Origin of the sequence: Wenyingzhuangia sp., assembly GCF_039768515.1 — a bacterium.
In the GTDB taxonomy this organism is placed as follows: domain Bacteria; phylum Bacteroidota; class Bacteroidia; order Flavobacteriales; family Flavobacteriaceae; genus Wenyingzhuangia.
The window spans coordinates 1-24,893 of the sequence record NZ_JBDNAI010000090.1; the positions used below are offsets into that span (position 1 = coordinate 1).

Genomic DNA, 24,893 nt, shown 5'->3' on the forward strand with positions numbered 1-24,893 from the left:
ATAAAAAAAGATATGAAAAAGACCGGTGCAGACCCACTCAGCCAGTATGCTAACCTCATCAAAACAGCTGTTGTTATAGCGACAACTGCTTTGATGATGTCTGCATTGCAATATTTTAAAACAGACCAACAAAGAATAGCCTATGTATATGTTGACGATGTGATTGCAGAATATCACGCGATGCAAGATGCAGATAGTCGATGGAAAATACAAGAATCAAAACACAAGCAAGAGTTGGATAAATTCACTATTGACATTCAAGAAAAAATAGAATGGCTTCAAGAACACAAAAAAAAGTTAACGGAAAATGAATTGTTGGACAAACAATATGAAATTATGGATATGGAAAGAATCCACCAACACAGCCAACAAAAATCTTACAAAGAACTGGACAGTATTAAAAATAGTTGGTTGGTTCCTATTTATGAAGAGGTCAATCAATATATCAAAACGTATAGCCAAAACAATGGGTATGATTATGTTTTAGGAAATGTAGGCAATGGAAACATCATGTATGGAAACCATACCCACGATATTACTTTAGAAGTAATTGACGGAATAAATGTTGCGTATAATATTGAAAACTTAAAAAATTGAAAGATTTAAGATTCAAGTTTAATTTAAATTTTGCGCTTCATATTTTATGTTTGGTACCGTTTGTATTGATGTTCGCAACCCCATTTGTGTCCTATCCTGGTTTTGTAGATGTTGTTCTTGGTCCAAAACTAATTTGGATAGGTTTGACTACGACAATTTTTGCTTTCTTATTTTTTTTAAGAAATGTAATCCTAAAACCCCAATATGGTTGTGCGGTAAATGAGATTGATATTTGTGTTCTTTTATTTTTTCTAATCTTGCACATCAATCATTTGTTCACAGATATTTCCTATATCTCTTCAAAAATTTCTATCTCTACTACGGTTGTCGTTTGTTATGTTATTTTTAGACTAAAGTTACAAGCAGTTTCTATAGAGAAATACCTGTTTTTATTGATCCCTTTGTTTTTTGTGCTCGCTTTTGTGACTTCCATTATGGTATTGTACCAATATGTTTTATTGAATGAATTTGATAAAGGTCTTGGAATGACGGCTGCTATGGGGAATTCTGGAGCGGTGGCGTCTTATTTAGGAATGCTTGTTCCATGGATGTTGGTTTTTGTGAATGCGGCAAAAACTCCTATTTTACAATATCTATGTAGAGTTACCCTCATGCTTACTTTGATGGCTGTGTTTTTTACACAAGCCAGAGCCTCTTGGGTGGCAATATTATTGAGCAGTTTATTTGTGCTGATGGTCAAATACAGAAGAGAAATTAAAAAAATGACCAGTACAAACATCAATATAAAACCGCTCTTTGTAACCTTGTTTTTGATTCTATTTATTTTAGGAAGTTATGCCCTATTTCATTTAAAAAAAGATTCGACGAATGGTCGTGTTTTTATATGGAAACGAACGATAGAGTTGATTTCCGATGATCCACTTACAGGAGTTGGTTTTCATAAATTTGGAAGTATGTATCCTACCTATCAAGCCTCTCATCTAGAACATTACCCAAACGATCCAAACCGATTTCTAGCCAATGACATCAATCATCCCTTTAACGAATATCTTTATTTTTTGGCAGAGCTAGGGCTGATAGGCTTTATTTTCTTCATACTGCTGTTAACGTTTGTTTTTTTAGCCTATTGGCATCAAAGAAAACAAATGAGCAATGTGCTGTTGGCAAGTTATGGAGGGGTACTTTCCTTTGTTGTTTTGTCATTTTTCACCTATCCTTTTCAAATTTTTTCTATTCAATTTTTAGTCTTTTTTTTTATGGTTGTCATTGCCTCATCCCTTGGTAAAAATCCATTTTTTATAATTCCTAAGCAGATCATTGTTTGGGTAAGTGGTGCCCTTTGTGTCCTCATGGTTTTAGTATCAAATACTGAATTCAAAAGATTTAAAAGAGAAATTTATGGGCATCAAATTGACCGTTCAAATCAATTGTTTTATTGGAAAACACGTTATAGAATGTTAGAGAATTTGTATGAGTTAAACAGAACGAATGGGAGATTTTTAAGTGCTTACGGAATAGAACTTACGATGCATAAGGAATATGAAGAAGCGATTAAGATATTGCAAGAAGCAACACACTACACGAAAACAGCTGATTTGTATTTGCACTTGGGGATCTCTTTTGAAGAAAGGAGTGATTTTGATCAAGCCAAGGCTGCCTACGAAATGGCTACCAGTATGGTGCCTCATAAATTTTTGCCTAAATACAGATTGGTCTACCTATACGATAAAATAGGCTTAAAAAATGAAGCCTTGTATTTGGCAAAGAGGATATTGGTTACTCCTGCTAAGGTACATTCTAAATCAGTTGTAAAAATTAAACACGAAATGAGAAAGTATGTAAAGAATATGTAAAAGTTCGAATGGGTACGAAAGATTAAAAACTTAAGTGATCCGTTGAATTAGATGTCTCATAAGCCCCATAATTAATTATTTTGATGAAAAAAATACGATTGTTTTATTTTTTAATATTGTTGTTCTTCATAAGTTGTGGTAATGACATAGAATTGTATACCAAAGAACTAAGCCCTAGACTAGCAAACAACCTAGAGGTTGTCAAAGCCATTACGCATTATAAACACAAAGGAGAAACTCAAAAGATAAAAGCTTTATTGTTTTTGCTAAAAAATATAGATGGGCACTATGCGGTGAGTAATGTTTTGTCAAAAGAATACGATTCTATTTTGTCTCCCAAAGAATTTGGAGGGCAATTGCCAGCTAATGAGACCAAATACGGTATTGCGTTACAAAAGCTTATTGTTCTTGAAGAAAAATACAAAGGCATCAAATCAACGCTTACTAAAATTAGATATGATAACCAGGTTTTGGTATCCGACTATTTAATTGAGAATATAGACGCCTCTTTTGAGGTGTGGAAAAAGTCACCATGGGCAAAAGATTTGTCTTTTGACGATTTTTGCGAAACGATTCTTCCTTACAGAGCCGACCGAGAGCCCATCCATCACTGGCGTAAAAAAGCCTATGAAAATTTTAGTTGGGTGATGAAAACAAATCCTCAAATAGACAGAATTAGTGCTTGTTCTATCATTAATGATTCTCTAAAAAAGGTATTGAGTAATATGATAGAAATGAATATGTACCCTAAAAGGCTTACTTACGATAAGATGTACAAATTTAAGTTAGGGATTTGTGAAGATGAAACCACCTTTGCAGTGTTAGCCATGCGTTCTGTAGGGCTACCTGTAGGAATAGATTTTGTGCCTCAATGGCCTTGGAGAAGCATGGGACATTCGTGGAATTATCTTTTGCTAGAAGATGGTCGCACAGTACCCTTTATGGGAACAGAGACAAATCCTAAAGTACCTCATTTTGAAAAAGACAAAAAAGGGAAAGTGTTTAGAAAAACTTTTTCAAAACAAGAAACCACCTTGGCACAAATAGAGAAAGATCATAGTAAAATTCCAGATTTTTTCAAATCGCCATACCTTAAAGATGTCACTCACTTGTATGGGAAAACATACGATGTTACCATTCCCTTGGAATCCCCTACCTATGGTGAAGAAAAGTATGTCTATTTATCTGTATTTGACAATCAAGAATGGGTGTCTGTAGACTGGGCTGTTTCAAAACAAAAAGAGGCTACGTTTAAGAATGTTGAAGGGGGAATTGTTTATTTGCCTCTGTATTACCGACAGCAACAATTTCTATCTGCAGGGCATCCTGTGGTTGTAAATGAAAAAGGAGAAGCAACTCAGTTGATTCCTAATAAGGATAAAACACAGACCGTCACGCTCAAACGAAAATACCCACTACACAAACGAATGGATGATTATTTGAAAAATATGATTGGAGGTAGGATAGAGCTGTCAAATCACGCAGATTTCCGTAAGCCGTATGTTATGGCTACGATTGAAGCAAAGCCCAAACCCTATTTAAGGACGATTAAAGCCATGGATACAATAGGAAAGTACAAATACATTCGATATCTATCCTCAGCACAAGATAGTGGAAGATGTAATGTTGCTATTTTTAATGTCTATGGACGAAACAATAGGGGGAGCATTAAATTAAAAGGAGAACTTATAGGAACGAATCGCTCTTACAGGGGATATGGTGCAGAAAAAAGGATGGCCTTTGATGATGATCCTTCTACTTTTTTTGATGCTCCAGAAGAAGAATGGGGCAAAGCATGGGTGGGTTTGAAATTTGAAGAGCCTTCAGCGGTTTTCAGTGTGGATTTTATGCCAAGAAACGATACCAATACTATTTTTGAAGGACAAGAGTACGAGTTGTTTTACTGGGATAAAGGTTGGCAGGGTCTGGGAAAAAAAATCGCGAATGATTCACGGTGCATTAGCTTTGAAAAAGTTCCGGTTGGGGCATTGTATTTGCTACACAATTATTCGGGCGGAAATGAAGAGCGTATTTTTAAATATGAAAACGGAAAAGTACATTGGTATTGATAAAAAGAATATAAAAAACTATTTCGTTGTTAAATAATTTTATATCTTTGCACGGCTTTTTAAGAAAACATTATGAATATTTTTAATTACATAAAATCGTCATTTTCAGAGTTGAAAGACGAAATGACTTGGTCCTCCAAAGAGGAAGCTCAAAAATCTACTGTTGTTGTAGCTTTGTTTACGATTGTTTTTGCAATCGCAGTGTTTTTGGTAGATCAAGGGTTTCAGAATACCTTAGAAGGTTTTTTTAATATTATAAAGCAAAAGTAAATTATGGCTGATTCTGTAAAGAAATGGTATGTGGTTAGGGCTATTGGTGGTCAGGAAAACAAGGTAAAAAATTACATTGAAAATGAAATTTCGCGCTTGGGTTTATCAGACTATGTAGATCAGGTATTGGTGCCAACAGAAAAAGTTGTTCAAGTTCGTAACGGGAAAAAGGCAACGCGTGAGCGTGTGTATTTTCCGGGGTACATTATGGTAGAAGCTAATTTAGCTGGAGAAGTACCTCATGTAATCAAAGCAGTAACAGGTGTGATTGGTTTTCTAGGTGAAACCAAAGGAGGTGAGCCGGTTCCAATGAGGCAAAGTGAAATCAATAGGATGTTAGGTAAAGTTGATGAATTGACTGTTCAGCCAGATCATAACATTGCAATTCCTTACACTGTTGGAGAAACGGTTAAGGTTATTGACGGGCCTTTTAATGGTTTTGATGGTGTGATCGAAAACATACATGAAGAAAAAAGAAAGCTTGAAGTAATGGTTAAGATTTTTGGTCGTAAGACACCGTTAGAATTAAGCTATATGCAAGTTGATAAAATATCGTAAATAAATAGAGTGTTACAAATTAATTTTGTGTTTGCTTCCAACTAATACACAAGGTTTAATTTAATTTTATATTAAAAATGGCAAAAGAAGTAAGTAAAGTTGTAAAATTACAGGTTAAGGGAGGGCAAGCAAATCCTTCACCACCAGTAGGTCCTGCTTTAGGTGCTGCCGGAGTTAATATTATGGAGTTCTGTAAGCAGTTTAATGCTAGAACCCAAGACAAGCAAGGAAAGGTTTTACCAGTGGCAATTACTGTCTATTCTGATAAGTCTTTTGAGTTTGTTGTTAAAACTCCTCCAGCTGCAGTTCAAATTTTAGAAGCTGCAAAACTAAAAAGTGGATCAGGTGAACCTAACCGTAAGAAAGTTGCGAGTATTACTTGGGATCAAGTAAAAGCTATCGCGGAAGACAAAATGCCAGACTTAAACGCATTTACTGTGGAGTCAGGTATGAAAATGGTTGCAGGTACTGCAAGATCAATGGGTATAACAGTTAGCGGAGACGCTCCATTTTAATCGATAAACAAAAAACATGGCAAAATTAACAAAAAAGCAGAAAGAAGCTCAAGCTAAGATTGACAGTTCTAAAGTTTATTCTTTGAGTGAGGCAACTTCTTTAGTAAAAGAAATTACATCAGCTAATTTTGATGCATCTGTAGATGTTGCGATTCGTTTAGGGGTTGATCCTAGAAAAGCAAATCAAATGGTACGTGGTGTAGTAACTCTACCACATGGTACAGGTAAAGATATCAAAGTATTAGCATTGGTTACACCAGACAAAGAAGCAGAAGCTAAAGAAGCTGGTGCAGATTATGTTGGTTTAGATGAGTATTTAGCAAAGATAAAATCAGGTTGGACAGACGTTGATGTTATCATTACGATGCCAGCAGTAATGGGGAAATTAGGTCCTTTGGGACGTGTTTTAGGACCAAGAGGTTTGATGCCTAATCCAAAGACAGGAACCGTTACTATGGATATCAAAAAAGCAGTAACAGAAGTAAAAGCTGGTAAGATTGACTTTAAAGTTGATAAAACAGGTATCATTCATGCTGCTGTTGGTAAAGTGTCTTTTGATGCTCAAAAATTAAACGACAACGCTGACGAATTAATTCAAACAATTATTAAGTTAAAGCCTACTGCGGCAAAAGGAACTTATATCAAGAGTGCTTTCATCTCTTCAACACAGTCTCCTTCGGTTCAGTTAGACCTTAAATCGCTTTAATTAGCTGTTAAAACTCATACACAATGACAAGAGAAGAAAAATTTCAAGTAATTGAAGATTTAACAAGCCAATTAGCAGAGAGTTCAGTGATTTATTTAGCCGATATTTCAGGTTTAGATGCTACTGCAACTTCTAACTTAAGAAGAGCTTGTTTTAAAGCAGATGTTCAATTATCTGTAGTGAAAAATACATTGCTAGAGAAAGCAATGGAGAAGTCTGATAAGGATTTTGGTGACTTACCTTCAACTTTAAAAGGAAATACCTCGGTATTCTATGCTACGGTAGCAAACGCTCCTGCAAAAGTAATGCAAGATTTCTTAAAGAAATCAAAAGGTGAAAAACCATTGTTGAAAGGAGCTTATATTGCTGAAGAAGTATATATAGGAGCTGATCAGTTGTCTGCTTTAGTTGCAATCAAATCTAAAGAAGAATTAATTGGTGACATCATCACTATCCTACAATCCCCAATCAAAAACGTTGTTTCAGCGTTGACCAATGAGGATCGTACAGACAAAGCTGGTGAAGCTGTAGAAGCATCTACAGAAGCAGCAGCAGAATAATTAGCGCACAAATAAATTTATAATACACCACGTTGTAACAGACGTACAAACAGAATCAAAATGGCAGAATTAAAAGATTTCGCAGAACAATTAGTTAACTTAACAGTTAAAGAAGTAAATGAATTAGCTACTATCTTAAAAGATGAGTATGGTATCGAGCCAGCAGCTGCAGTAGCAGTTGCAGGAGGAGCCGCTGCAGGAGGAGATGCTGCAGAAGCACAAACTGAATTCGATGTAGTATTGAAAGATGCTGGATCTTCTAAATTAAAAGTAGTTAAAGCTGTAAAAGAGTTAACTGGTTTAGGATTAAAAGAAGCAAAAGGATTGGTTGATGAAGTACCATCTAACATTAAAGAAGGAGTTTCTAAAGAAGAAGCTGAAGGAATCAAAGCTTCTTTAGAAGAGGTAGGAGCAGCTGTAGAGTTAAAGTAATTTTTACCCTACAAAACCTAATCGGTTTAGGTCTTTCCCACGTGGGTTAGACCTAAACCATTTTTTGCGTTAAAGTAGTTCCTTGTTTATCGCAAACAAAAAAAATGATTTAGAAAAGAAAATAGAATTATTAATTCACTTAAATTTTTTCACCTTTGGCAACGAAAAATAATACAAGAGTTAACTTTGCTTCAGCCAAACTAAGTACAGAATATCCGGACTTTTTAGATATTCAGATTAAGTCTTTCCAAGACTTTTTCCAGTTGAAAACTAAGGCTGACGAAAGAAGCGATGAAGGTTTGTACAAAACCTTTATGGACAATTTTCCAATTACTGACACACGCAACAATTTTGTGTTAGAATTTTTAGACTACTTTGTAGATCCACCAAGATACTCACTAGAAGAGTGTATTGAGCGAGGGTTGACGTATAGCTTGCCTCTGAAGGCAAGATTGAAACTATACTGTACAGATCCTGAACATGAGGACTTTGAAACGATTGTGCAAGATGTGTACTTAGGTACCATACCTTACATGACCAATTCAGGTACATTCATTATCAATGGTGCAGAGCGTGTTATTGTTTCACAATTACACAGGTCTCCAGGGGTTTTCTTTGGGCAATCTTTCCATGCAAACGGTACAAAATTATATTCTGCGAGAGTTATTCCTTTTAAAGGATCTTGGATAGAATTTGCGACCGATATCAATCAAGTGATGTATGCTTATATTGATAGAAAGAAAAAATTACCTGTTACTACTTTATTCCGTGCCATTGGGTTCGAAAGAGATAAAGATATCTTAGAAATCTTTGACCTTGCAGAAGAAGTTAAAGTGTCCAAGTCAGGACTAAAGAAAGTATTGGGACGAAAGTTAGCAGCTCGTGTATTAAGAACATGGTTTGAAGACTTTGTAGATGAAGACACAGGAGAAGTGGTTTCTATAGAGCGTAACGAGATCGTATTTGATCGCGATACCATTTTAGAGAAAGACCACATTGAAGAAATTGTAGAAACAGGAGTTAAAACCATTTTGTTACACCGAGAGGATAATGAAAGCGGTGATTACTCGATCATACACAATACATTACAGAAAGACCCTACAAACTCTGAGAAAGAGGCTGTAGAACATATATATAGACAACTTCGTAATGCTGAGCCGCCAGATGAGGAGACTGCCAGAGGAATTATTGAAAAATTATTCTTCTCTGAACAACGTTATAACTTAGGAGAAGTTGGTCGTTTTAGAATGAACAAAAAGTTAGGATTGAATGAGTCTTTGGACCAGAAAGTTTTGACAAAGAATGATATCATTACCATCATCAAAAACTTAATTGAGTTGGTCAACTCAAAAGCAGAGATTGATGACATTGATCACTTATCTAATAGGCGTGTGCGTACGGTTGGAGAACAATTAGCTGCTCAATTTGGAGTAGGATTGTCTCGTATGGCTCGTACCATTAGAGAAAGAATGAACGTTCGTGATAACGAAGTATTTACACCAATTGACTTGATCAATGCTAAGACTTTGTCTTCAGTCATCAATTCTTTCTTTGGAACAAACCAGTTGTCTCAATTTATGGATCAAACCAATCCACTAGCTGAGATTACTCACAAACGTAGATTGTCTGCTTTAGGACCTGGAGGTTTATCTAGAGAAAGAGCAGGGTTTGAGGTTCGTGATGTTCACTATACTCACTACGGGCGTTTGTGTCCTATTGAAACACCAGAAGGTCCAAACATTGGATTGATTTCTTCTTTAGCAGTATATGCAAAAGTGAACAATCTAGGATTCATTGAAACCGCATACCACAAAGTAGACGAAGGGAAAGTCAACATCGTTGATGCACCAACTTACTTGAGTGCAGAGGAAGAAGAAGGGATGAAGTTTGCACAGTCAAACATTGATATAGCGAAGGATGGAAAGATCAACTTGGATAAGGTTATTGCTCGTGAAGAGGCTGATTATCCTGTGGTAACTCCACAAGATATAGATTACATGGATGTATCTCCAAACCAGATTGCGTCTATATCAGCTTCATTGATTCCTTTCTTAGAACATGATGATGCCAACCGTGCATTGATGGGATCTAACATGATGAGACAAGCAGTACCTTTATTACGACCAGAAGCACCTATTGTAGGAACTGGGTTAGAGCGTAGAGTTGCAAAAGATTCAAGAATCTTAATCAACGCACAAGGTGCCGGAGAAGTTATTTATGTTGATGCAAATAAGATTACTATTCGTTATGAAAGAACAGAGCAAGAAGCTTCTGTTAGTTTTGATTCGAACGAAGTTTCTTATGACTTGATTAAGTTTAGAAAAACAAACCAGGGAACATCCATCAACTTAAAACCCATTGTAAAAGTTGGGGATACTGTTGAAGAAGGACAAGTATTATGTGAAGGATATGCTACACAGAAAGGTGAATTGGCATTAGGACGTAATATGAAAGTTGCCTTTATGCCATGGCAAGGGTACAACTTTGAGGATGCGATTGTGATTTCTGAAAAAGTAGTAAGAGAAGACATCTTTACTTCTATTCATATTGATGAATATTCTTTAGATGTTAGAGACACAAAACTAGGTGCTGAAGAGTTAACCAACGATATTCCTAATGTTTCTGAGGAGGCAACCAAAGACCTTGATGAAAACGGAATGATTCGTATTGGTGCTGAAGTGAAACCAGGGGATATCTTAATTGGTAAGATTACGCCAAAAGGAGAGTCAGACCCAACACCAGAAGAAAAATTATTACGTGCGATCTTTGGAGACAAAGCAGGCGATGTAAAAGATGCTTCGTTGAAAGCTTCTCCATCATTAAGAGGAGTAGTTATAGGTAAAAAATTGTTTAAGAAAGCAGTTAAGGATAAGTCTAAGAGAATTAGAGATAAAGAGGAGATTGAAGCTTTAGAAGCTAGATATACTCATGATTTCGAATCTTTAAAAGACAATTTAATTGAGAAGTTGTTTGCTCTAATTTCAGGAAAAACTTCGCAAGGAGTTCAGAATGATTTAGGAGAAGAAGTTTTTCCAAAGGGTAAAAAGTACACGTTGAAAATGTTAAATTCTGTAACAGATTTTACACATTTGACAAAAGGTTCTTGGACAACAGATGATCATTTAAATAATTTAGTTGCGGAATTAATCCACAATTATAAAATTAAGGTTAGTGATTTACAAGGTGCGTTAAGACGTAAGAAATTTGCCATTACAATTGGAGATGAATTACCAGCAGGAGTATTGAAATTAGCTAAAGTTTATATTGCGAAAAAACGTAAACTAAAAGTAGGAGACAAGATGGCAGGACGTCACGGTAACAAAGGTATTGTTGCTCGTATTGTACGTCAAGAAGAAATGCCTTTCTTGGAAGACGGAACCCCAGTAGATATCGTTTTGAATCCGTTAGGAGTACCTTCTCGTATGAACATAGGACAGATATACGAAACTGTTTTAGGATGGGCAGGACAAAAATTAGATCAAACGTATGCAACTCCAATTTTTGATGGTGCAAAATTAGATCAAATTAACGCCTTAACAGACGAAGCAGGAATTCCAAGATTTGGACACACTTACTTGTATGATGGTGGAACAGGAGAACGTTTTGATCAACCCGCAACGGTTGGGATCATCTATATGATTAAGTTGGGTCACATGATTGAGGATAAGATGCACGCACGTTCTATAGGACCGTACTCTTTAATTACACAACAACCATTAGGAGGTAAAGCTCAATTTGGTGGTCAACGTTTTGGAGAGATGGAAGTATGGGCATTAGAAGCCTATGGAGCCTCTAGTATCTTACGTGAAATTTTAACAGTAAAATCTGATGATGTAATTGGTAGAGCCAAAACTTACGAAGCAATCGTAAAAGGAGAACCAATGCCAGAACCAGGTTTGCCAGAATCATTCAACGTATTAATGCACGAATTGAAAGGTTTAGGATTAGACGTAAGATTAGAAGAATAACTGAGTATTAAGTATGAACACAAGGTGTTGTAACAAACACTTTGTGTTGAATTACTAAAGACTAAAAAAGAAATCATGGCAAGAAATAACGATAAAAACCCTACACAAAAGAAATTTGAAAAAATTTCTATTGGTTTAGCATCACCAGAGTCTATTTTAGAAGCCTCTCACGGTGAAGTTTTAAAACCAGAAACAATCAATTACCGTACACACAAACCAGAAAGAGATGGTTTGTTTTGTGAACGAATTTTCGGACCAATCAAAGACTTTGAATGTGCTTGTGGTAAATACAAGAGAATTCGTTACAAAGGGATTGTTTGTGATCGATGTGGTGTAGAAGTTACAGAAAAGAAAGTACGAAGAGATAGAGTAGGACACATCAATTTGGTGGTTCCTATTGCTCACATTTGGTATTTTAGATCATTACCTAACAAGATGGGATACCTTTTAGGGTTGCCTTCTAAAAAGTTAGATATGATTATCTACTACGAAAGATACGTAGTGATACAACCGGGTAATGCAACTCAGTTAGATGGAACTCCATTGCAAAAAATGGATTTCTTGACTGAGGAAGAATATTTAGATATTTTAGAAACCGTACCATTAGATAATAGATATTTGGATGATGATGATCCTAATAAATTTATTGCTAAAATGGGTGCAGAATGTTTGATTGATTTGTTGGATCGTATAGATTTAGAATCGCTTTCTTATGAATTGCGTCACAAATCGAATACAGAAACCTCAAAGCAACGAAAAACAGAAGCTTTAAAGCGTTTGAACGTTGTTGAAGCTTTCCGCGAATCTCAAAAGAATAGAGAAAATAATCCATCTTGGATGATTCTAAAGGCCATTCCAGTAATTCCGCCAGAATTACGTCCTTTAGTTCCTTTGGACGGTGGTCGTTTTGCAACCTCTGATTTGAATGATTTATACCGTAGAGTAATTATTCGTAACAATCGTCTGAAGCGTTTGGTAGAAATTCAAGCTCCAGAGGTGATTTTGCGTAATGAAAAACGTATGTTACAAGAATCTGTAGATTCATTATTTGATAACACTCGTAAATCTTCAGCAGTAAAGACAGAATCTAACAGGCCTTTAAAATCTTTATCAGATTCATTGAAAGGAAAACAAGGTCGTTTCCGTCAAAATTTACTAGGGAAACGTGTCGATTATTCTGCTCGTTCTGTAATTGTTGTAGGTCCTACTTTGGCTTTATCCGAATGTGGTATTCCTAAGGATATGGCAGCTGAATTGTACAAACCATTTATCATTCGTAAGCTGATTGAGCGTGGTGTTGTAAAAACAGTTAAGTCTGCTAAAAAAATAATAGATAAGAAAGAACCGGTTGTATGGGATATTTTAGAGAATGTAATTAAAGGACACCCAGTATTATTGAACCGTGCGCCAACTTTACACCGTCTAGGAATCCAGGCTTTCCAGCCAAAGTTGATAGAAGGTAAAGCCATTCAGTTGCATCCATTAGTCTGTTCGGCATTTAACGCCGATTTTGATGGGGATCAGATGGCAGTTCACTTGCCATTAGGTCCAGAAGCTATTTTAGAAGCTCAAATGTTATTGTTAGGTTCTCATTCGATCTTGAATCCTGCTAATGGTGCTCCAATTACAGTACCTTCTCAGGATATGGTATTGGGTCTTTATTACATGACCAAATTGCGTGTTACTGATGAAAACCATACGGTAAAAGGTGAAGGGTTAACATTTTATTCCCCTGAGGAAGTAACCATTGCTTTCAATGAAAAAGCTGTGGAATTAAACGCAGGGATTAAAGTTAAAACTCAGGATGTTGATGAGCAAGGAAATCAAGTAACAAGAATTATAGAAACGACTGTTGGTAGGGTTTTATTTAACGAACATGTACCCGCAGCAGCAGGATATATAAATGATATTTTAACTAAAAAATCTCTACGTGGAATTATCGCAAAAGTTTTGAAAACTACAGATATTCCAACAACAGGAAAGTTTTTAGATAATATCAAGGATATGGGATTCAAATTTGCCTTTAAAGGAGGTTTGTCATTCTCATTAGGAGATATAATTATTCCAGCAGAAAAGCAGCAAATGATTGCTGACGCAAATGTTGAAGTGGATGTGATCATTCAAAACTACAACATGGGTATGTTAACGAATAAAGAGCGTTATAACCAAGTGATTGATATTTGGGGATCTACAAACAACCAATTGACAGAATTGTCGATGAAGCGTTTGAGAGAAGATCAACAAGGATTTAACTCTGTGTATATGATGCTAGATTCTGGAGCCCGTGGTTCTAAAGAACAAATTCGTCAGTTGACAGGTATGCGTGGATTGATGGCTAAGCCAAAAAAATCTACTTCCTCTGGAGGAGAAATTATCGAAAACCCAATTTTATCTAACTTTAAGGAAGGTTTATCAATTTTAGAGTATTTTATTTCTACACACGGTGCCCGTAAAGGTCTTGCCGATACCGCATTAAAAACAGCCGATGCAGGATACTTAACTCGTCGTTTGGTTGATGTTGCACAAGATGTAATCATCAACGAGTTTGATTGTGGTACTTTAAGAGGTTTAGAGGTATCTCCGTTAAAGAAAAATGATGAAATCGTTGAGCCTTTAAGTGAACGTATTGTTGGGCGTGTAGCATTGCATGATGTTAAAGATCCTGTAAACCACGAAGTTTTAGTAGCTGCTGGTTCAGAAATTACTGAAGAGTTAGCGCTTGTGATTGAAGAGTCTGGATTAGATACTGTCGAAGTTCGCTCACCATTGACGTGTGAAACAAAACGAGGAATTTGTTCTAAGTGTTATGGACAATCTATGTCTACGCGTAATATGGTTCAAATAGGAGAGTCTGTAGGAGTTATTGCTGCACAGTCCATTGGAGAACCAGGTACACAGTTGACTTTGCGTACTTTCCACGTTGGAGGGGTAGCAGGGAACATTTCAGAAGACAATAAATTGACAGCTAAGTTTAGCGGTCGTTTGGTGATTGATGATTTGGTTACGGTACCGGGTAAGAACCCACAAGGAGATCCAGTAGAAATCGTTATTTCTCGTACTGCTGAAGCTAAGATTTTAGATGATAAAATAGGAACAGTATTGAGTAATACTGTAATTCCTTATGGATCTTACATTTTTGTGAATGGACAAACCAAGATCAACAAAGGAGATGCAATCTGTCAATGGGATCCATTTAACGGAGTCATCGTTTCTGAGTTTGGAGGTAAAATAGCTTTTGAAGATTTAGAACAAGGGGTGAATTATTCAGTTGAAATTGATGAACAAACAGGTTTCCAAGAAAAAGTAATTATCGAGTCCAAAGACAAGAAGAAAATTCCTGCTATTCTTATTCAAGATAAAGATGGAAGTACATTGCGTTCTTATTCTTTACCTCTTGGTGCTCATTTGATGGTTGATGATGGAGAAGAAATAGAAACAGGTAAGACATTAGTTAAGATTCCTCGTAAGTCTGGAAAGGCTGGAGATATCACAGGAGGTTTGCCACGAGTAACAGAATTATTTGAAGCTCGTAATCCATCTAACCCAGCAGTTGTTGCAGAGACAGATGGTGTTGTTTCCTTTGGTAAAATCAAGCGAGGTAACCGTGAGATTATTGTAGAGTCTAAATTTGGAGATATCAAGAAATACTTGATTAAATTGTCTAACCAAATTTTGGTACAAGAGAATGACTACGTAAAAGCGGGAATGGCTTTATCAGATGGTTCTATCACACCAGAAGACATCTTGAGAATTCAAGGACCTTCTAAAGTACAAGAGTATATAGTAAACGAAATTCAAGAAGTTTATCGTTTACAAGGAGTAAGGATTAATGACAAGCATTACGAAGTGGTTGTCCGTCAAATGATGCGTAAAGTTAGAATTATAGATTCTGGAGATACGCTATTCTTAGAAAATTCTTTGATCCATAAAAATGACTTTATTGAAAAAAATGATGAGATTTATGGGATGAAGGTAGTTGAAGATGCAGGAGCGTCTGAAGTCTTCAAAGCAGGTCAAATTATTTCTGCTCGTCAATTAAGAGATGAGAATTCAAGATTGAAAAGAGAAGACAAAGCTCTAATCGAAGCAAGAGATGCAAAACCAGCAACGGCAGAGCAAATCTTACAAGGGATTACAAGAGCATCTTTACAGACCAAATCGTTTATATCAGCAGCATCGTTCCAAGAAACAACTAAAGTGTTGAATGAGGCAGCTGTAAATGGTAAAATTGACTACTTAGAAGGATTAAAAGAGAATGTTATCGTTGGTAAAAAGATTCCTGCCGGAACAGGTATGAGATCTTACAACAATGTCATTGTTGGTCCTAAAGAGGAAATAGAAAGAAGTTTTGAAGCCTAGTTAGACTTTATAAACTTATGTTTTAAAGAAAACGGATTCCATTAGGAATCCGTTTTTTTTGCTACATAATTATAATTACTTTAGTGTGCATATAAATACAATCTCAACATGGAAGAAACTAAAGGAAAAGAAGGAAACATCAACATAGAATTGTCACCCGAAATCGCAGAAGGTACTTATTCTAATTTAGCTATAATTAACCACTCAAACTCAGAGTTTGTTGTAGATTTTGTGAATATTATGCCAGGAATTCCCAAGGCAAAAGTAAAATCCAGAATCGTGTTAACGCCTCAGCATGCCAAACGATTGGCGAAAGCTTTAATTGATAATATCAAACGTTTTGAGGCACAAGTAGGAGAGATTAAGGAATTCGAACAACAAGATTTTCCAATCAACTTTGGACCAATCGGTGAAGCTTAGAAGATTTGAAAGGAAAGTTTCCTTTTGAGGGTCATAGATCAAAGCGAACAGAATGTAGTCAATTCTAGTAAAAAAATAAGAACCCCTAACGGTACATACCATTAGGGGTTCTTCTGTAAAGTTTAGGTTTATCTATATTGTTACTTTTTTCCTTTCTGTTTGGCTTGTTGTTCTTGCGCTTGTTTCATAGCTTCGTCTAATCGTTGTTTAAACTTACTTGTTTTCTTAGGCTTCTTTCTGTTTTCCTGTATTTTTGCTAAGATTTTTTCTTCATCGATTACATAAGTTTTAATAACGTACATGATACTAAGTGTGAGTAGGTTAGAAACAAAATAATACAAACTCAATCCAGATGCATAATTATTGAAGAAAAACAACATCATAAGAGGAGAGAAATACATCATTGTTTTCATTAATTTTTGCATGTCTGGCATTCCTTCTTGAGTAGGCTGTTGCATACTCATTTGCTGACCCTGATTCATTCTCATATAAAAGAAAATCGCAACTGAAGCCAATACTGGGAACAAACTAAAATGGTTTCCATAGAAACTAGACAACACAGGGATTTGGGTAGACCATTCAAACACACTATCATAAGAAGACAAATCATCTGCCCACAAAAAGGGTTGCTGTCTTAAACTTATTTCCGAAGGGAAAAATCTAAATAAAGCGAAGAAAACAGGCATTTGTAACAATGCAGGAATACATCCAGCCATCATGTTTACTCCTGATTTACGCTGTAAAGCCATCACTTCAGATTGTCGCTTCATTTGGTTATCTTTTCCAGGGAATTTAGCATTGATAGCATCCATTTCTGGTTTTAGAACTTTCATCTTTGCACTTGAAACATATGATTTGTAGACCAAAGGTGACATTAACAATCGTACAACTAGAGTCATCAAAATGATAACGATACCAAAGTTTCCAATAAAACCACTTAAGAAATGAAAGATGGGAATGAATGCATTTCTATTGATCCAGCCAAAAATCCCCCATCCTAAGTTCATCACATTTTCAATCCCTTTGTTATATGAGGATAAATCTTCGTGTACATTTGGTCCAATGTATATATTCATATCGTAATTTAACGCACCATTCGTTAGGTTTAATTGAGCAGTCGTGTTGAATTTTTTAGTATCAATGGTATCAGTGAGTGCGTCTACAACTAACGACTCAGACATTAAGCTAGCCTTTTCAAAAGGTGTGTTTGTCAATAGTATTGTGGAGAAGAAGTGTTGTTTGTAAGCAATCCAATCTACATTTTCTTCAGTTTCACTATCTTCAGCACCTACTGACAAATCATCGTATTTGCCCTCTTCTTTTTCGTAATGGAGCGCTGTCATCTGATTTTCGTACTTGATGCTTTTCTCTTGACGTTTTGTTGTCATTTCCCATTCCAGATCGATTTCATTATTCCTGCTGATAATATTTTCTAATCCTACTGATCGCACTGAAAAATCTAACATATAGTTGTTAGGCTTTATCTCGTATCTGTATTCTAGATATTGTGTTTCAGATACTTTCAACTTTAATGAAGCAATTTGGTTTTCCCCCTCCTTAGAGAAATAGGGCTCAAAAATCATATCCTTAGTGTGAATCGATTTGTTGTCTTGAGTGTTGAATTGAATATTAAAATCAGCATTGCTATCTTGAATAAGAAACAATGGTTTTTTTTGATAGTTTTCGTATTCTTTTAATTGTGCTTCTATGATTTGCCCCCCTCTGTTAGCAATGGTTAATTTTAAAACATTGTTTTCCAATGTAGTTGTCCCTTTTTCATCTGTATCACTAGCAGCTGAATAAGCAAAGTCACCATATTTTTGGGTGGCAGCAGCTTGGCGTAATGAATCTACTAAGCTGGACTTTGAAGTAATACTCTCTGTGGGGATTGAAGTTGTGTTTTCTGTCTGTGGAGTTTCTACCAGAGGCTCATTGTTTTTTTGAGTCATTGTGTACCAAACCAATACGGCTCCGATCAATGCAAAACCAATAACTTGACTAATGTCTAATTTCTTTTTTTCTTCCATCTTTATAAAATAGTAGTCTATGATTTTCTCATAAACCCTTTTAGTTACTTATTATGATTTATTTTGATTGTAAATATTCTAAACTAGCGTTCACAAAACTCTTAAACAGAGGATGAGGATTTAGTACTGTACTTTTATATTCAGGGTGATATTGAACAGCAACAAACCATGGATGAGATGGAATTTCCACAACTTCAACCAAACCTGTTTTTGGGTTCACTCCAGTGGCTTTCATTCCTGCAGCCTCAATTTGTGATTTAAATTCGCTGTTAAATTCGTATCGGTGGCGATGCCTTTCAGAAATATTTTCTTTTGCGTAGGCCTCAAAAGCTTTAGATCCTTTGTCCAAAACGCAATCCCAAGCTCCTAATCGCATGGTTCCTCCCATGTCTGTTATTTCTTTCTGATCTTCCATCAAATTGATTACTGGATGGTTTACATCTTTATCCATTTCGGTAGAGTTGGCTTTCTCTAAGCCTAGCACGTTGCGAGAAAATTCAATAACTGCCATTTGCATTCCTAAACAAATCCCCATGAAAGGTATCTTATTTTCTCTTGCATAGCGTATGGTTTCTATTTTCCCTTCAGTACCTCTATTTCCAAAACCTGGGGCAACCATAATTCCACTCAGTCCGTTTAGTTTTTTATCTACGTTATCTTTAGTGATATTTTCAGAATGGATCCATTCTACTTTTACTTTAACTCTTTGCGAAGATCCTGCATGGATAAAAGCTTCGGCGATAGATTTATATGCATCTTGTAATTCTACATATTTTCCAATCACTCCTATTTTGATTTTGTGTAATGGGTTTTTATGTTTTTCAACAAATTTATTCCATTCCATCAACTTAGGTTCGGTTTTACTTGTTAGTGCTAATTTTTTCATGACCACTTTATCCAGACCTTCGTGTAACATCATGTTTGGAACGTCATAAATCGTTTCAGCATCTAATGATGAAATTACTTCTTCTTTCTTTACATTACAGAACAAAGCCAGTTTTCGTTTGATGTCCTCAGAAATAAAATGCTCAGACCTACAAACCAATATGTCAGGATTTAAACCATTTTGCATCATCATTTTTACAGAATGCTGTGTAGGTTTGGTTTTTAATTCACCAGCAGCAGCCAAATATGGAATCAAAGTCAAATGGACGACCACAGAGTTGTTTTCTCCAAGTTCCCAAGTCAATTGACGTACAGATTCAACATATGGCAAAGATTCAATATCTCCAACAGTACCTCCAAGTTCAGTGATGATTACATCATATTCCCCAGTTTTTCCTAAAATCTGGATGCGTTCTTTAATTTCATTGGTAATATGAGGAACAACCTGTACAGTTTTTCCTAAAAACTCACCTTTACGTTCCTTATCAATAACTGATTGGTATACTCTTCCTGTGGTTACATTGTTTGCTTGAGAAGTGTTGACATCTAAGAAGCGTTCATAATGTCCTAAGTCTAAATCTGTTTCTGCTCCATCATCGGTAACAAAACATTCACCATGTTCATATGGATTCAATGTACCGGGATCGATATTAATGTAGGGGTCAAATTTTTGTATTGTAACTCTGTAACCTCTTTCTTGTAATAATTTTGCTAGAGAAGCAGCAATAATTCCTTTACCTAAAGATGAAGTAACTCCACCGGTTACAAAAATATATTTTGTATTAGTCATTCATATAACGTTTGTGCAAAAGTACAATTTCTACAGAAAAATATGGAAAATTAGTAGGTACATTTTAGGATAGTTTTTATTTTTCTACGTTGTAAATCTTAAAACATGTTGCACAAAGGATTTCCTTATAAATTGAGGAAGGCTGTAATGAACCCGAAAATCAATTGTAGTATTGTAATCCAACACTTTTTTGATTGGGAATAGTGTGATTAGAGGATAATTATTTACAGACAAAGACGGTATGTTCGTTTAGATAGGAGAAAAAAGATTATGTTTTTGGTTTTTTTAGGAGTTCACAAGAGCGCGCACAAAAGGAAATACTTCTTTAGTTCTATTGCTTTTATCAAGTAAAAAAAACTTCAATTTTTAAATAAAAAACATTTGTAATTCTTAAATAATCAATTATATTTGCAAACGCTTTAAGTAACCCTTATCGCCTGTAAGAAATAGCAATAAAAAAACGACGTAAGATATCATACAATGAAAAGAACGTATCAACCATCGAATAGAAAGAGAAGAAACAAACATGGTTTCAGAGAGAGAATGGCTTCAGCTAATGGACGTAAAGTTTTAGCAAGAAGAAGAGCTAAAGGAAGAGTTAGCACTACTGTTTCTTCATCTCCAAGACATAAGAAATAATGATTTTTTCATTATATTAATATAGGTGTTACTTTTAAGTAACACCTTTTTTTTGAAATTTTTTTAGAATCTAGTTCAACCGAAGATAATCAGTTATTATCTTTGTCATAAAATTAAACGTATGCCTAAAAATCCTAAAATCAAATCGGTTTTAATTATTGGTTCAGGACCTATTGTAATTGGTCAAGCTTGTGAGTTTGATTATTCTGGTTCTCAGTCTATCCGTTCATTAAAAGAAGAGGGAATTGAAGTAACTTTAATCAATTCTAATCCTGCAACAATCATGACGGATCCGTCATTAGCGGATCATGTTTATTTGAAGCCTTTGACTACAAAGTCCATCAGAGAAATTTTAGAAGCCCATCCAAATATTGACGCAGTACTACCTACCATGGGAGGTCAGACGGCATTGAATTTGTGTATTGAATCAGATGAAAAAGGAATTTGGGAAGACTTTAATGTTGAAATGATTGGGGTAGATATTGACGCAATCAATGTTACAGAGGATAGAGAGAAGTTCCGTGAACTGATGGGGAAGATAGGTGTAGATATGGCGCCACAAGCAACAGCTACTTCTTTCTTAAAAGGAAAAGAGATTGCTCAAGAATTTGGGTTTCCTTTGTGTATCAGATCTTCTTTTACCCTTGGAGGAGCAGGAGCATCTATAGTTTATAAAGAAGAAGATTTTGATGATCTATTGTCTACGGGGTTAGAGATTTCACCTATCCATGAGGTAATGATCGACAAAGCGATGATGGGATGGAAAGAATATGAATTAGAATTGTTACGTGATGCCAATGACAACGTAGTTATTGTCTGTTCTATCGAAAATATGGATCCTATGGGAATTCATACAGGAGATTCTATTACGGTAGCACCAGCAATGACCTTAAGTGATAGTACCTTCCAAAAAATGCGAGATATGGCTATACATATGATGCGCTCTATTGGTGATTTTGAAGGAGGTTGTAATGTACAGTTTGCTGTTTCTCCTGATGAAAAAGAAGATATTATTGCAATTGAAATTAATCCTCGTGTGTCTCGTTCGTCAGCCTTAGCATCAAAAGCAACAGGGTATCCAATCGCAAAAATAGCAACAAAATTAGCATTAGGATACAACTTGGATGAGTTAAATAATCAAGTTACAGGTAATACATCAGCTTTGTTTGAGCCTACTTTAGATTATGTAATCGTAAAAATTCCTCGTTTCAATTTTGATAAGTTTGAAGGTTGTGATAGAACTTTAGGATTACAAATGAAGGCTGTTGGTGAAGTGATGGGGATTGGACGTTCTTTTCAAGAAGCCTTGCACAAAGCCACTCAGTCGCTAGAAATCAAGCGAAATGGTCTAGGAGCAGATGGTAAAGAGGAAACTCATTACGATACTATTATTTCCAAATTGACCAATGCCTCATGGGATCGCGTATTCACTATCTATGATGCGATAAAAGCTGGAATCTCGCTAAAGAAAATTTACGACATTACTAAAATAGATATGTGGTACTTGAAGCAGTACGAAGAATTATTTGCTTTGGAGAAAGAAATTTCACAGTACACTTTAGAAACATTGCCAAAAGCTTTGATGTTAGAGGCAAAACAAAAAGGGTATGGTGACAGACAAATTGCACACATGTTGGTCTGCAAGGAATCAGAGGTGTACAACAAACGTTCAGAGATGAATATCAATCGTGTCTACAAGTTAGTAGATACTTGTGCTGCAGAATTTGAAGCTTCTACACCTTATTACTACTCAACATTTGAAAATACAATGACTTTAGCAAATGGGCAACCTTACGCTCACAATGAGTCTGTGGTATCAGATAAGAAAAAAGTAGTTGTATTAGGTTCTGGACCAAACAGGATTGGTCAAGGAATCGAGTTTGATTACTGTTGTGTTCATGGAGTATTGGCAGCTAAAGAAGCAGGTTATGAGACAATTATGATCAATTGTAACCCAGAAACAGTTTCTACTGATTTTGATACTGCAGATAAATTGTATTTTGAGCCTGTTTTTTGGGAGCATATTTATGACATTATCCGTCATGAAAAACCAGAGGGCGTTATAGTCCAGTTAGGGGGGCAGACAGCTTTAAAATTAGCAGAAAAATTAGAAGCTTATGGAGTTAAAATCATGGGGACTAGTTTTGAAGCATTGGACTTAGCAGAAGATAGAGGTCGTTTTTCTGACATGCTGACTTCTTTGGATATTCCTTTTCCAAAATTTGGAATAGCAACAAATGCCGACGAAGCTTTAGATATCGCAGATTCTTTAGACTTTCCTATCTTAGTACGTCCTTCTTATGTTCTAGGTGGGCAAGGGATGAAAATTGTGATCAACAAGGAAGAATTAGAAGAGCATGTCGTTAGTTTACTGCGTTCTATTCCAGGAAATAAATTGTTGTTAGATCATTATTTAGATGGAGCTATTGAAGCAGAAGCTGATGCAATCTGTGATGCTGATGGAAATGTCTATATCATTGGTATTATGGAGCACATAGAGCCTTGTGGTGTTCACTCGGGAGATTCGAATGCAACTTTACCACCATTTAACTTAGGAGAGTTTGTGATTCAACAAATTAAAGATCATACTAAAAATATAGCTGTAGCACTCAAAACAGTAGGATTGATCAACATACAGTTTGCTGTTAAAAATGATACTGTTTATATTATCGAAGCCAATCCAAGGGCTTCTCGTACGGTACCTTTTATTGCAAAAGCCTATGGAGAACCTTATGTGAACTATGCAACTAAAGTGATGCTAGGTGTAAATAAAGTGACAGATTTTAACTTTAATCCTCAACTAGAGGGGTATGCAATTAAACAACCTGTATTCTCATTCAACAAGTTCCCTAATGTTGATAAAAAATTAGGACCCGAAATGAAATCTACGGGTGAAGCTATTTTATTTATCGATAGTTTAAAGGATGATGCTTTTTACGAATTGTATTCAAGGAGAAAAATGTATTTGAATAAATAGAAATAAACTATTTCTTAGTTTACAAAACAAAAAACTTTCTGAGATATCAGAAAGTTTTTTGTTTTTAGTAGAAATATCAAAGGCGATCACGATAGAAGCCTTTAAAGTTTTAAGTGTATCAAACTATGGGGTCCGAATTATTATGACTTAAAAAATAAACACTTAGGAATGGCCCCAAAGCTAGGCATGTAAATACATATTGGATTGGCATTGTATTCAACAATATATTGAAAAGGTAAAGGCTTATGATCGTTGTAAAAAAACCAATGGATGTTGAAATAGTTAAGCCTGTACCATTGTGATTAGGATCGCAAGTATCGTTTATCAAAGTAGAAAGCAATGGAGAATCTGCGACAACACTGATCCCCCAAATCATCAAATAAGGAACAAAGATATACGTAGGAAAGTAGAAGCTTAGAGGGCATAGAAGACAACAGATACCCGAGGTCATTAGTGCTATTTTAGTTATTTTGGTGAGGTCTTTTTTGACAGCTATTTTTCCTACAAGTACACAGCCCAAAGCACCTATGCTGATGATCATAAATGTCAATAAATTACTATTTAATAGGGAGTCTTGATTTGCTTTATAAGTGGTGATGAGTAGAGGTATAAAAGTCCAAAAAGTATAGAGTTCCCACATGTGGCCATAGTAAGCAAAAGTTGCGGTTTTAAATTTTTTCTTCTTGAACAGTAAAGGCAAGGTGTTGATTTTCATAGTCTGAATATTTTCTTTGGGGGGTGTTTTCAAAAAAAGAATTAAAATCCCTCCCAAAACAGCTAATCCTGAACTAGAGTAAATAACAGCTTCCCATGTCAATTTAATATCGAAACTCATTGTAAAATGTGAAAAAGAAGTTCCCAAAACTAATGCACCAACCAACACCCCTAAAGCGCTGCTAACTGATTTTGGGAAAAAGTATGCGGCTATTTTCATCCCCACGGGATATACTCCTGCAAGAAAGAATCCTGTTAGTAGCCTAAAGAGAAAAACCAATGGAAAATTTAGGTTAGGGATCAGTATGGAAGCGTTAGCTAATGCGGCTAGAACAATACTAATGCTAAATACAATGTTCGCAAAGAATCTATCCGCCAAGCCTAAGAACGCATAGAGAAGGCTTCCTACGATAAAGCCCAGCTGAGTTGCGATTGTCAGATTAGCAAGCAGGTTTTGACTATCTAGCTGGTGTACTCTTGCTAAACTAGATAGGATAGCGTTGGTACTAAACCATAGCGACGTTCCAAAAAACTGGCTGAAAACAATGAGTACTAGTATTAATGTTTTATTCATGATATAAAGTTAATACAAT

Annotated in this window: 17 protein-coding genes; 14 read left to right on the top strand and 3 right to left on the bottom strand. The window is 35.7% G+C overall.

The annotated features are described in order from the left end of the window. From ABF281_RS06075 to ABF281_RS06130, 12 genes are all read left to right on the top strand, one after another. On the top strand, positions 1-597 hold a 597-nt coding region (locus ABF281_RS06075; protein ID WP_347180792.1), incomplete at its 5' end, for an OmpH family outer membrane protein. Next, positions 594-2,411, top strand: a complete 1,818-nt coding sequence (locus tag ABF281_RS06080; RefSeq protein WP_347180793.1) for an O-antigen ligase family protein — start codon at positions 594-596, stop codon at positions 2,409-2,411. The genes ABF281_RS06075 and ABF281_RS06080, both read left to right, overlap by 4 nt. An 83-nt stretch (positions 2,412-2,494) precedes the next feature. Further along, a complete protein-coding gene (locus tag ABF281_RS06085; protein WP_347180794.1) occupies positions 2,495-4,480 on the top strand; it encodes a hypothetical protein in 1,986 nt (661 codons plus the stop codon). Positions 4,481-4,552: 72 nt separating this feature from the next. Continuing rightward, positions 4,553-4,750, top strand: coding sequence for a preprotein translocase subunit SecE (gene secE / locus ABF281_RS06090; RefSeq protein ID WP_347180795.1), 198 nt, complete (start codon positions 4,553-4,555; stop codon positions 4,748-4,750). 3 nt (positions 4,751-4,753) lie between these two features. Then, the gene (nusG, locus tag ABF281_RS06095) at positions 4,754-5,308 is read left to right on the top strand and encodes a transcription termination/antitermination protein NusG (RefSeq protein ID WP_347180796.1); all 555 of its coding nucleotides are present in this window, start codon (positions 4,754-4,756) and stop codon (positions 5,306-5,308) included. Between the two features lie 77 nt (positions 5,309-5,385). Beyond that, positions 5,386-5,823 carry a 50S ribosomal protein L11 gene (gene rplK / locus ABF281_RS06100; RefSeq protein WP_347180797.1) on the top strand — a complete coding sequence of 146 codons (438 nt, stop codon included), beginning with the start codon at positions 5,386-5,388 and terminating at the stop codon, positions 5,821-5,823. Between the two features lie 16 nt (positions 5,824-5,839). Next, a complete protein-coding gene (gene rplA / locus ABF281_RS06105) occupies positions 5,840-6,529 on the top strand; it encodes a 50S ribosomal protein L1 (RefSeq protein WP_347180798.1) in 690 nt (229 codons plus the stop codon). Positions 6,530-6,552: 23 nt separating this feature from the next. After that, positions 6,553-7,089 carry a 50S ribosomal protein L10 gene (gene rplJ / locus ABF281_RS06110; protein ID WP_347180799.1) on the top strand — a complete coding sequence of 179 codons (537 nt, stop codon included), beginning with the start codon at positions 6,553-6,555 and terminating at the stop codon, positions 7,087-7,089. Between the two features lie 60 nt (positions 7,090-7,149). After that, positions 7,150-7,521 carry a 50S ribosomal protein L7/L12 gene (gene rplL, locus ABF281_RS06115; RefSeq protein WP_347180800.1) on the top strand — a complete coding sequence of 124 codons (372 nt, stop codon included), beginning with the start codon at positions 7,150-7,152 and terminating at the stop codon, positions 7,519-7,521. Positions 7,522-7,676: 155 nt separating this feature from the next. Then, on the top strand, positions 7,677-11,489 hold the full coding sequence (rpoB, locus tag ABF281_RS06120) for a DNA-directed RNA polymerase subunit beta (protein WP_347180801.1): 3,813 nt from the start codon (positions 7,677-7,679) through the stop codon (positions 11,487-11,489). A gap of 75 nt (positions 11,490-11,564) precedes the next feature. Then, positions 11,565-15,848: a DNA-directed RNA polymerase subunit beta' gene (rpoC, locus tag ABF281_RS06125; RefSeq protein ID WP_347180802.1), complete on the top strand. Its 4,284-nt coding sequence runs from the start codon at positions 11,565-11,567 to the stop codon at positions 15,846-15,848. Between the two features lie 108 nt (positions 15,849-15,956). After that, positions 15,957-16,268, top strand: a complete 312-nt coding sequence (locus ABF281_RS06130) for a DUF3467 domain-containing protein (protein ID WP_347180803.1) — start codon at positions 15,957-15,959, stop codon at positions 16,266-16,268. Positions 16,269-16,408: 140 nt separating this feature from the next. Here ABF281_RS06130 and yidC read toward each other — a convergent pair whose 3' ends face one another. Together yidC and ABF281_RS06140 are read right to left on the bottom strand one after the other, a co-directional pair. After that, positions 16,409-18,295 carry a membrane protein insertase YidC gene (yidC, locus tag ABF281_RS06135; RefSeq protein WP_347180804.1) on the bottom strand — a complete coding sequence of 629 codons (1,887 nt, stop codon included), beginning with the start codon at positions 18,293-18,295 and terminating at the stop codon, positions 16,409-16,411. A gap of 58 nt (positions 18,296-18,353) precedes the next feature. After that, positions 18,354-19,970: a CTP synthase gene (locus ABF281_RS06140; protein ID WP_347180805.1), complete on the bottom strand. Its 1,617-nt coding sequence runs from the start codon at positions 19,968-19,970 to the stop codon at positions 18,354-18,356. Positions 19,971-20,450: 480 nt separating this feature from the next. Here ABF281_RS06140 and rpmH point away from each other — a divergent pair, with 480 nt between their 5' ends. Continuing rightward, positions 20,451-20,609, top strand: a complete 159-nt coding sequence (gene rpmH / locus ABF281_RS06145) for a 50S ribosomal protein L34 (RefSeq protein WP_083194467.1) — start codon at positions 20,451-20,453, stop codon at positions 20,607-20,609. Positions 20,610-20,730: 121 nt separating this feature from the next. Beyond that, positions 20,731-23,586: a carbamoyl-phosphate synthase large subunit gene (carB, locus tag ABF281_RS06150; protein ID WP_347180806.1), complete on the top strand. Its 2,856-nt coding sequence runs from the start codon at positions 20,731-20,733 to the stop codon at positions 23,584-23,586. A 118-nt stretch (positions 23,587-23,704) separates the two neighbouring features. Here carB and ABF281_RS06155 read toward each other — a convergent pair whose 3' ends face one another. Continuing rightward, positions 23,705-24,874, bottom strand: a complete 1,170-nt coding sequence (locus tag ABF281_RS06155; protein WP_347180807.1) for an MFS transporter — start codon at positions 24,872-24,874, stop codon at positions 23,705-23,707. Positions 24,875-24,893 lie beyond the last annotated feature (19 nt).

What these genes read in the sequence shown, in the direction of transcription:
- ABF281_RS06085 (WP_347180794.1), top strand. Translation starts at nt 2,495, where the DNA reads ATGAAAAAAATACGATTGTTTTATTTTTTAATATTGTTGTTCTTCATA.
- secE (WP_347180795.1), top strand. Translation starts at nt 4,553, where the DNA reads ATGAATATTTTTAATTACATAAAATCGTCATTTTCAGAGTTGAAAGAC.
- nusG (WP_347180796.1), top strand. Translation starts at nt 4,754, where the DNA reads ATGGCTGATTCTGTAAAGAAATGGTATGTGGTTAGGGCTATTGGTGGT.
- rplK (WP_347180797.1), top strand. Translation starts at nt 5,386, where the DNA reads ATGGCAAAAGAAGTAAGTAAAGTTGTAAAATTACAGGTTAAGGGAGGG.
- rplA (WP_347180798.1), top strand. Translation starts at nt 5,840, where the DNA reads ATGGCAAAATTAACAAAAAAGCAGAAAGAAGCTCAAGCTAAGATTGAC.
- rplJ (WP_347180799.1), top strand. Translation starts at nt 6,553, where the DNA reads ATGACAAGAGAAGAAAAATTTCAAGTAATTGAAGATTTAACAAGCCAA.
- rplL (WP_347180800.1), top strand. Translation starts at nt 7,150, where the DNA reads ATGGCAGAATTAAAAGATTTCGCAGAACAATTAGTTAACTTAACAGTT.
- rpoC (WP_347180802.1), top strand. Translation starts at nt 11,565, where the DNA reads ATGGCAAGAAATAACGATAAAAACCCTACACAAAAGAAATTTGAAAAA.
- ABF281_RS06130 (WP_347180803.1), top strand. Translation starts at nt 15,957, where the DNA reads ATGGAAGAAACTAAAGGAAAAGAAGGAAACATCAACATAGAATTGTCA.
- yidC (WP_347180804.1), bottom strand. Translation starts at nt 18,295, where the DNA reads ATGGAAGAAAAAAAGAAATTAGACATTAGTCAAGTTATTGGTTTTGCA.
- ABF281_RS06140 (WP_347180805.1), bottom strand. Translation starts at nt 19,970, where the DNA reads ATGACTAATACAAAATATATTTTTGTAACCGGTGGAGTTACTTCATCT.
- rpmH (WP_083194467.1), top strand. Translation starts at nt 20,451, where the DNA reads ATGAAAAGAACGTATCAACCATCGAATAGAAAGAGAAGAAACAAACAT.
- carB (WP_347180806.1), top strand. Translation starts at nt 20,731, where the DNA reads ATGCCTAAAAATCCTAAAATCAAATCGGTTTTAATTATTGGTTCAGGA.
- ABF281_RS06155 (WP_347180807.1), bottom strand. Translation starts at nt 24,874, where the DNA reads ATGAATAAAACATTAATACTAGTACTCATTGTTTTCAGCCAGTTTTTT.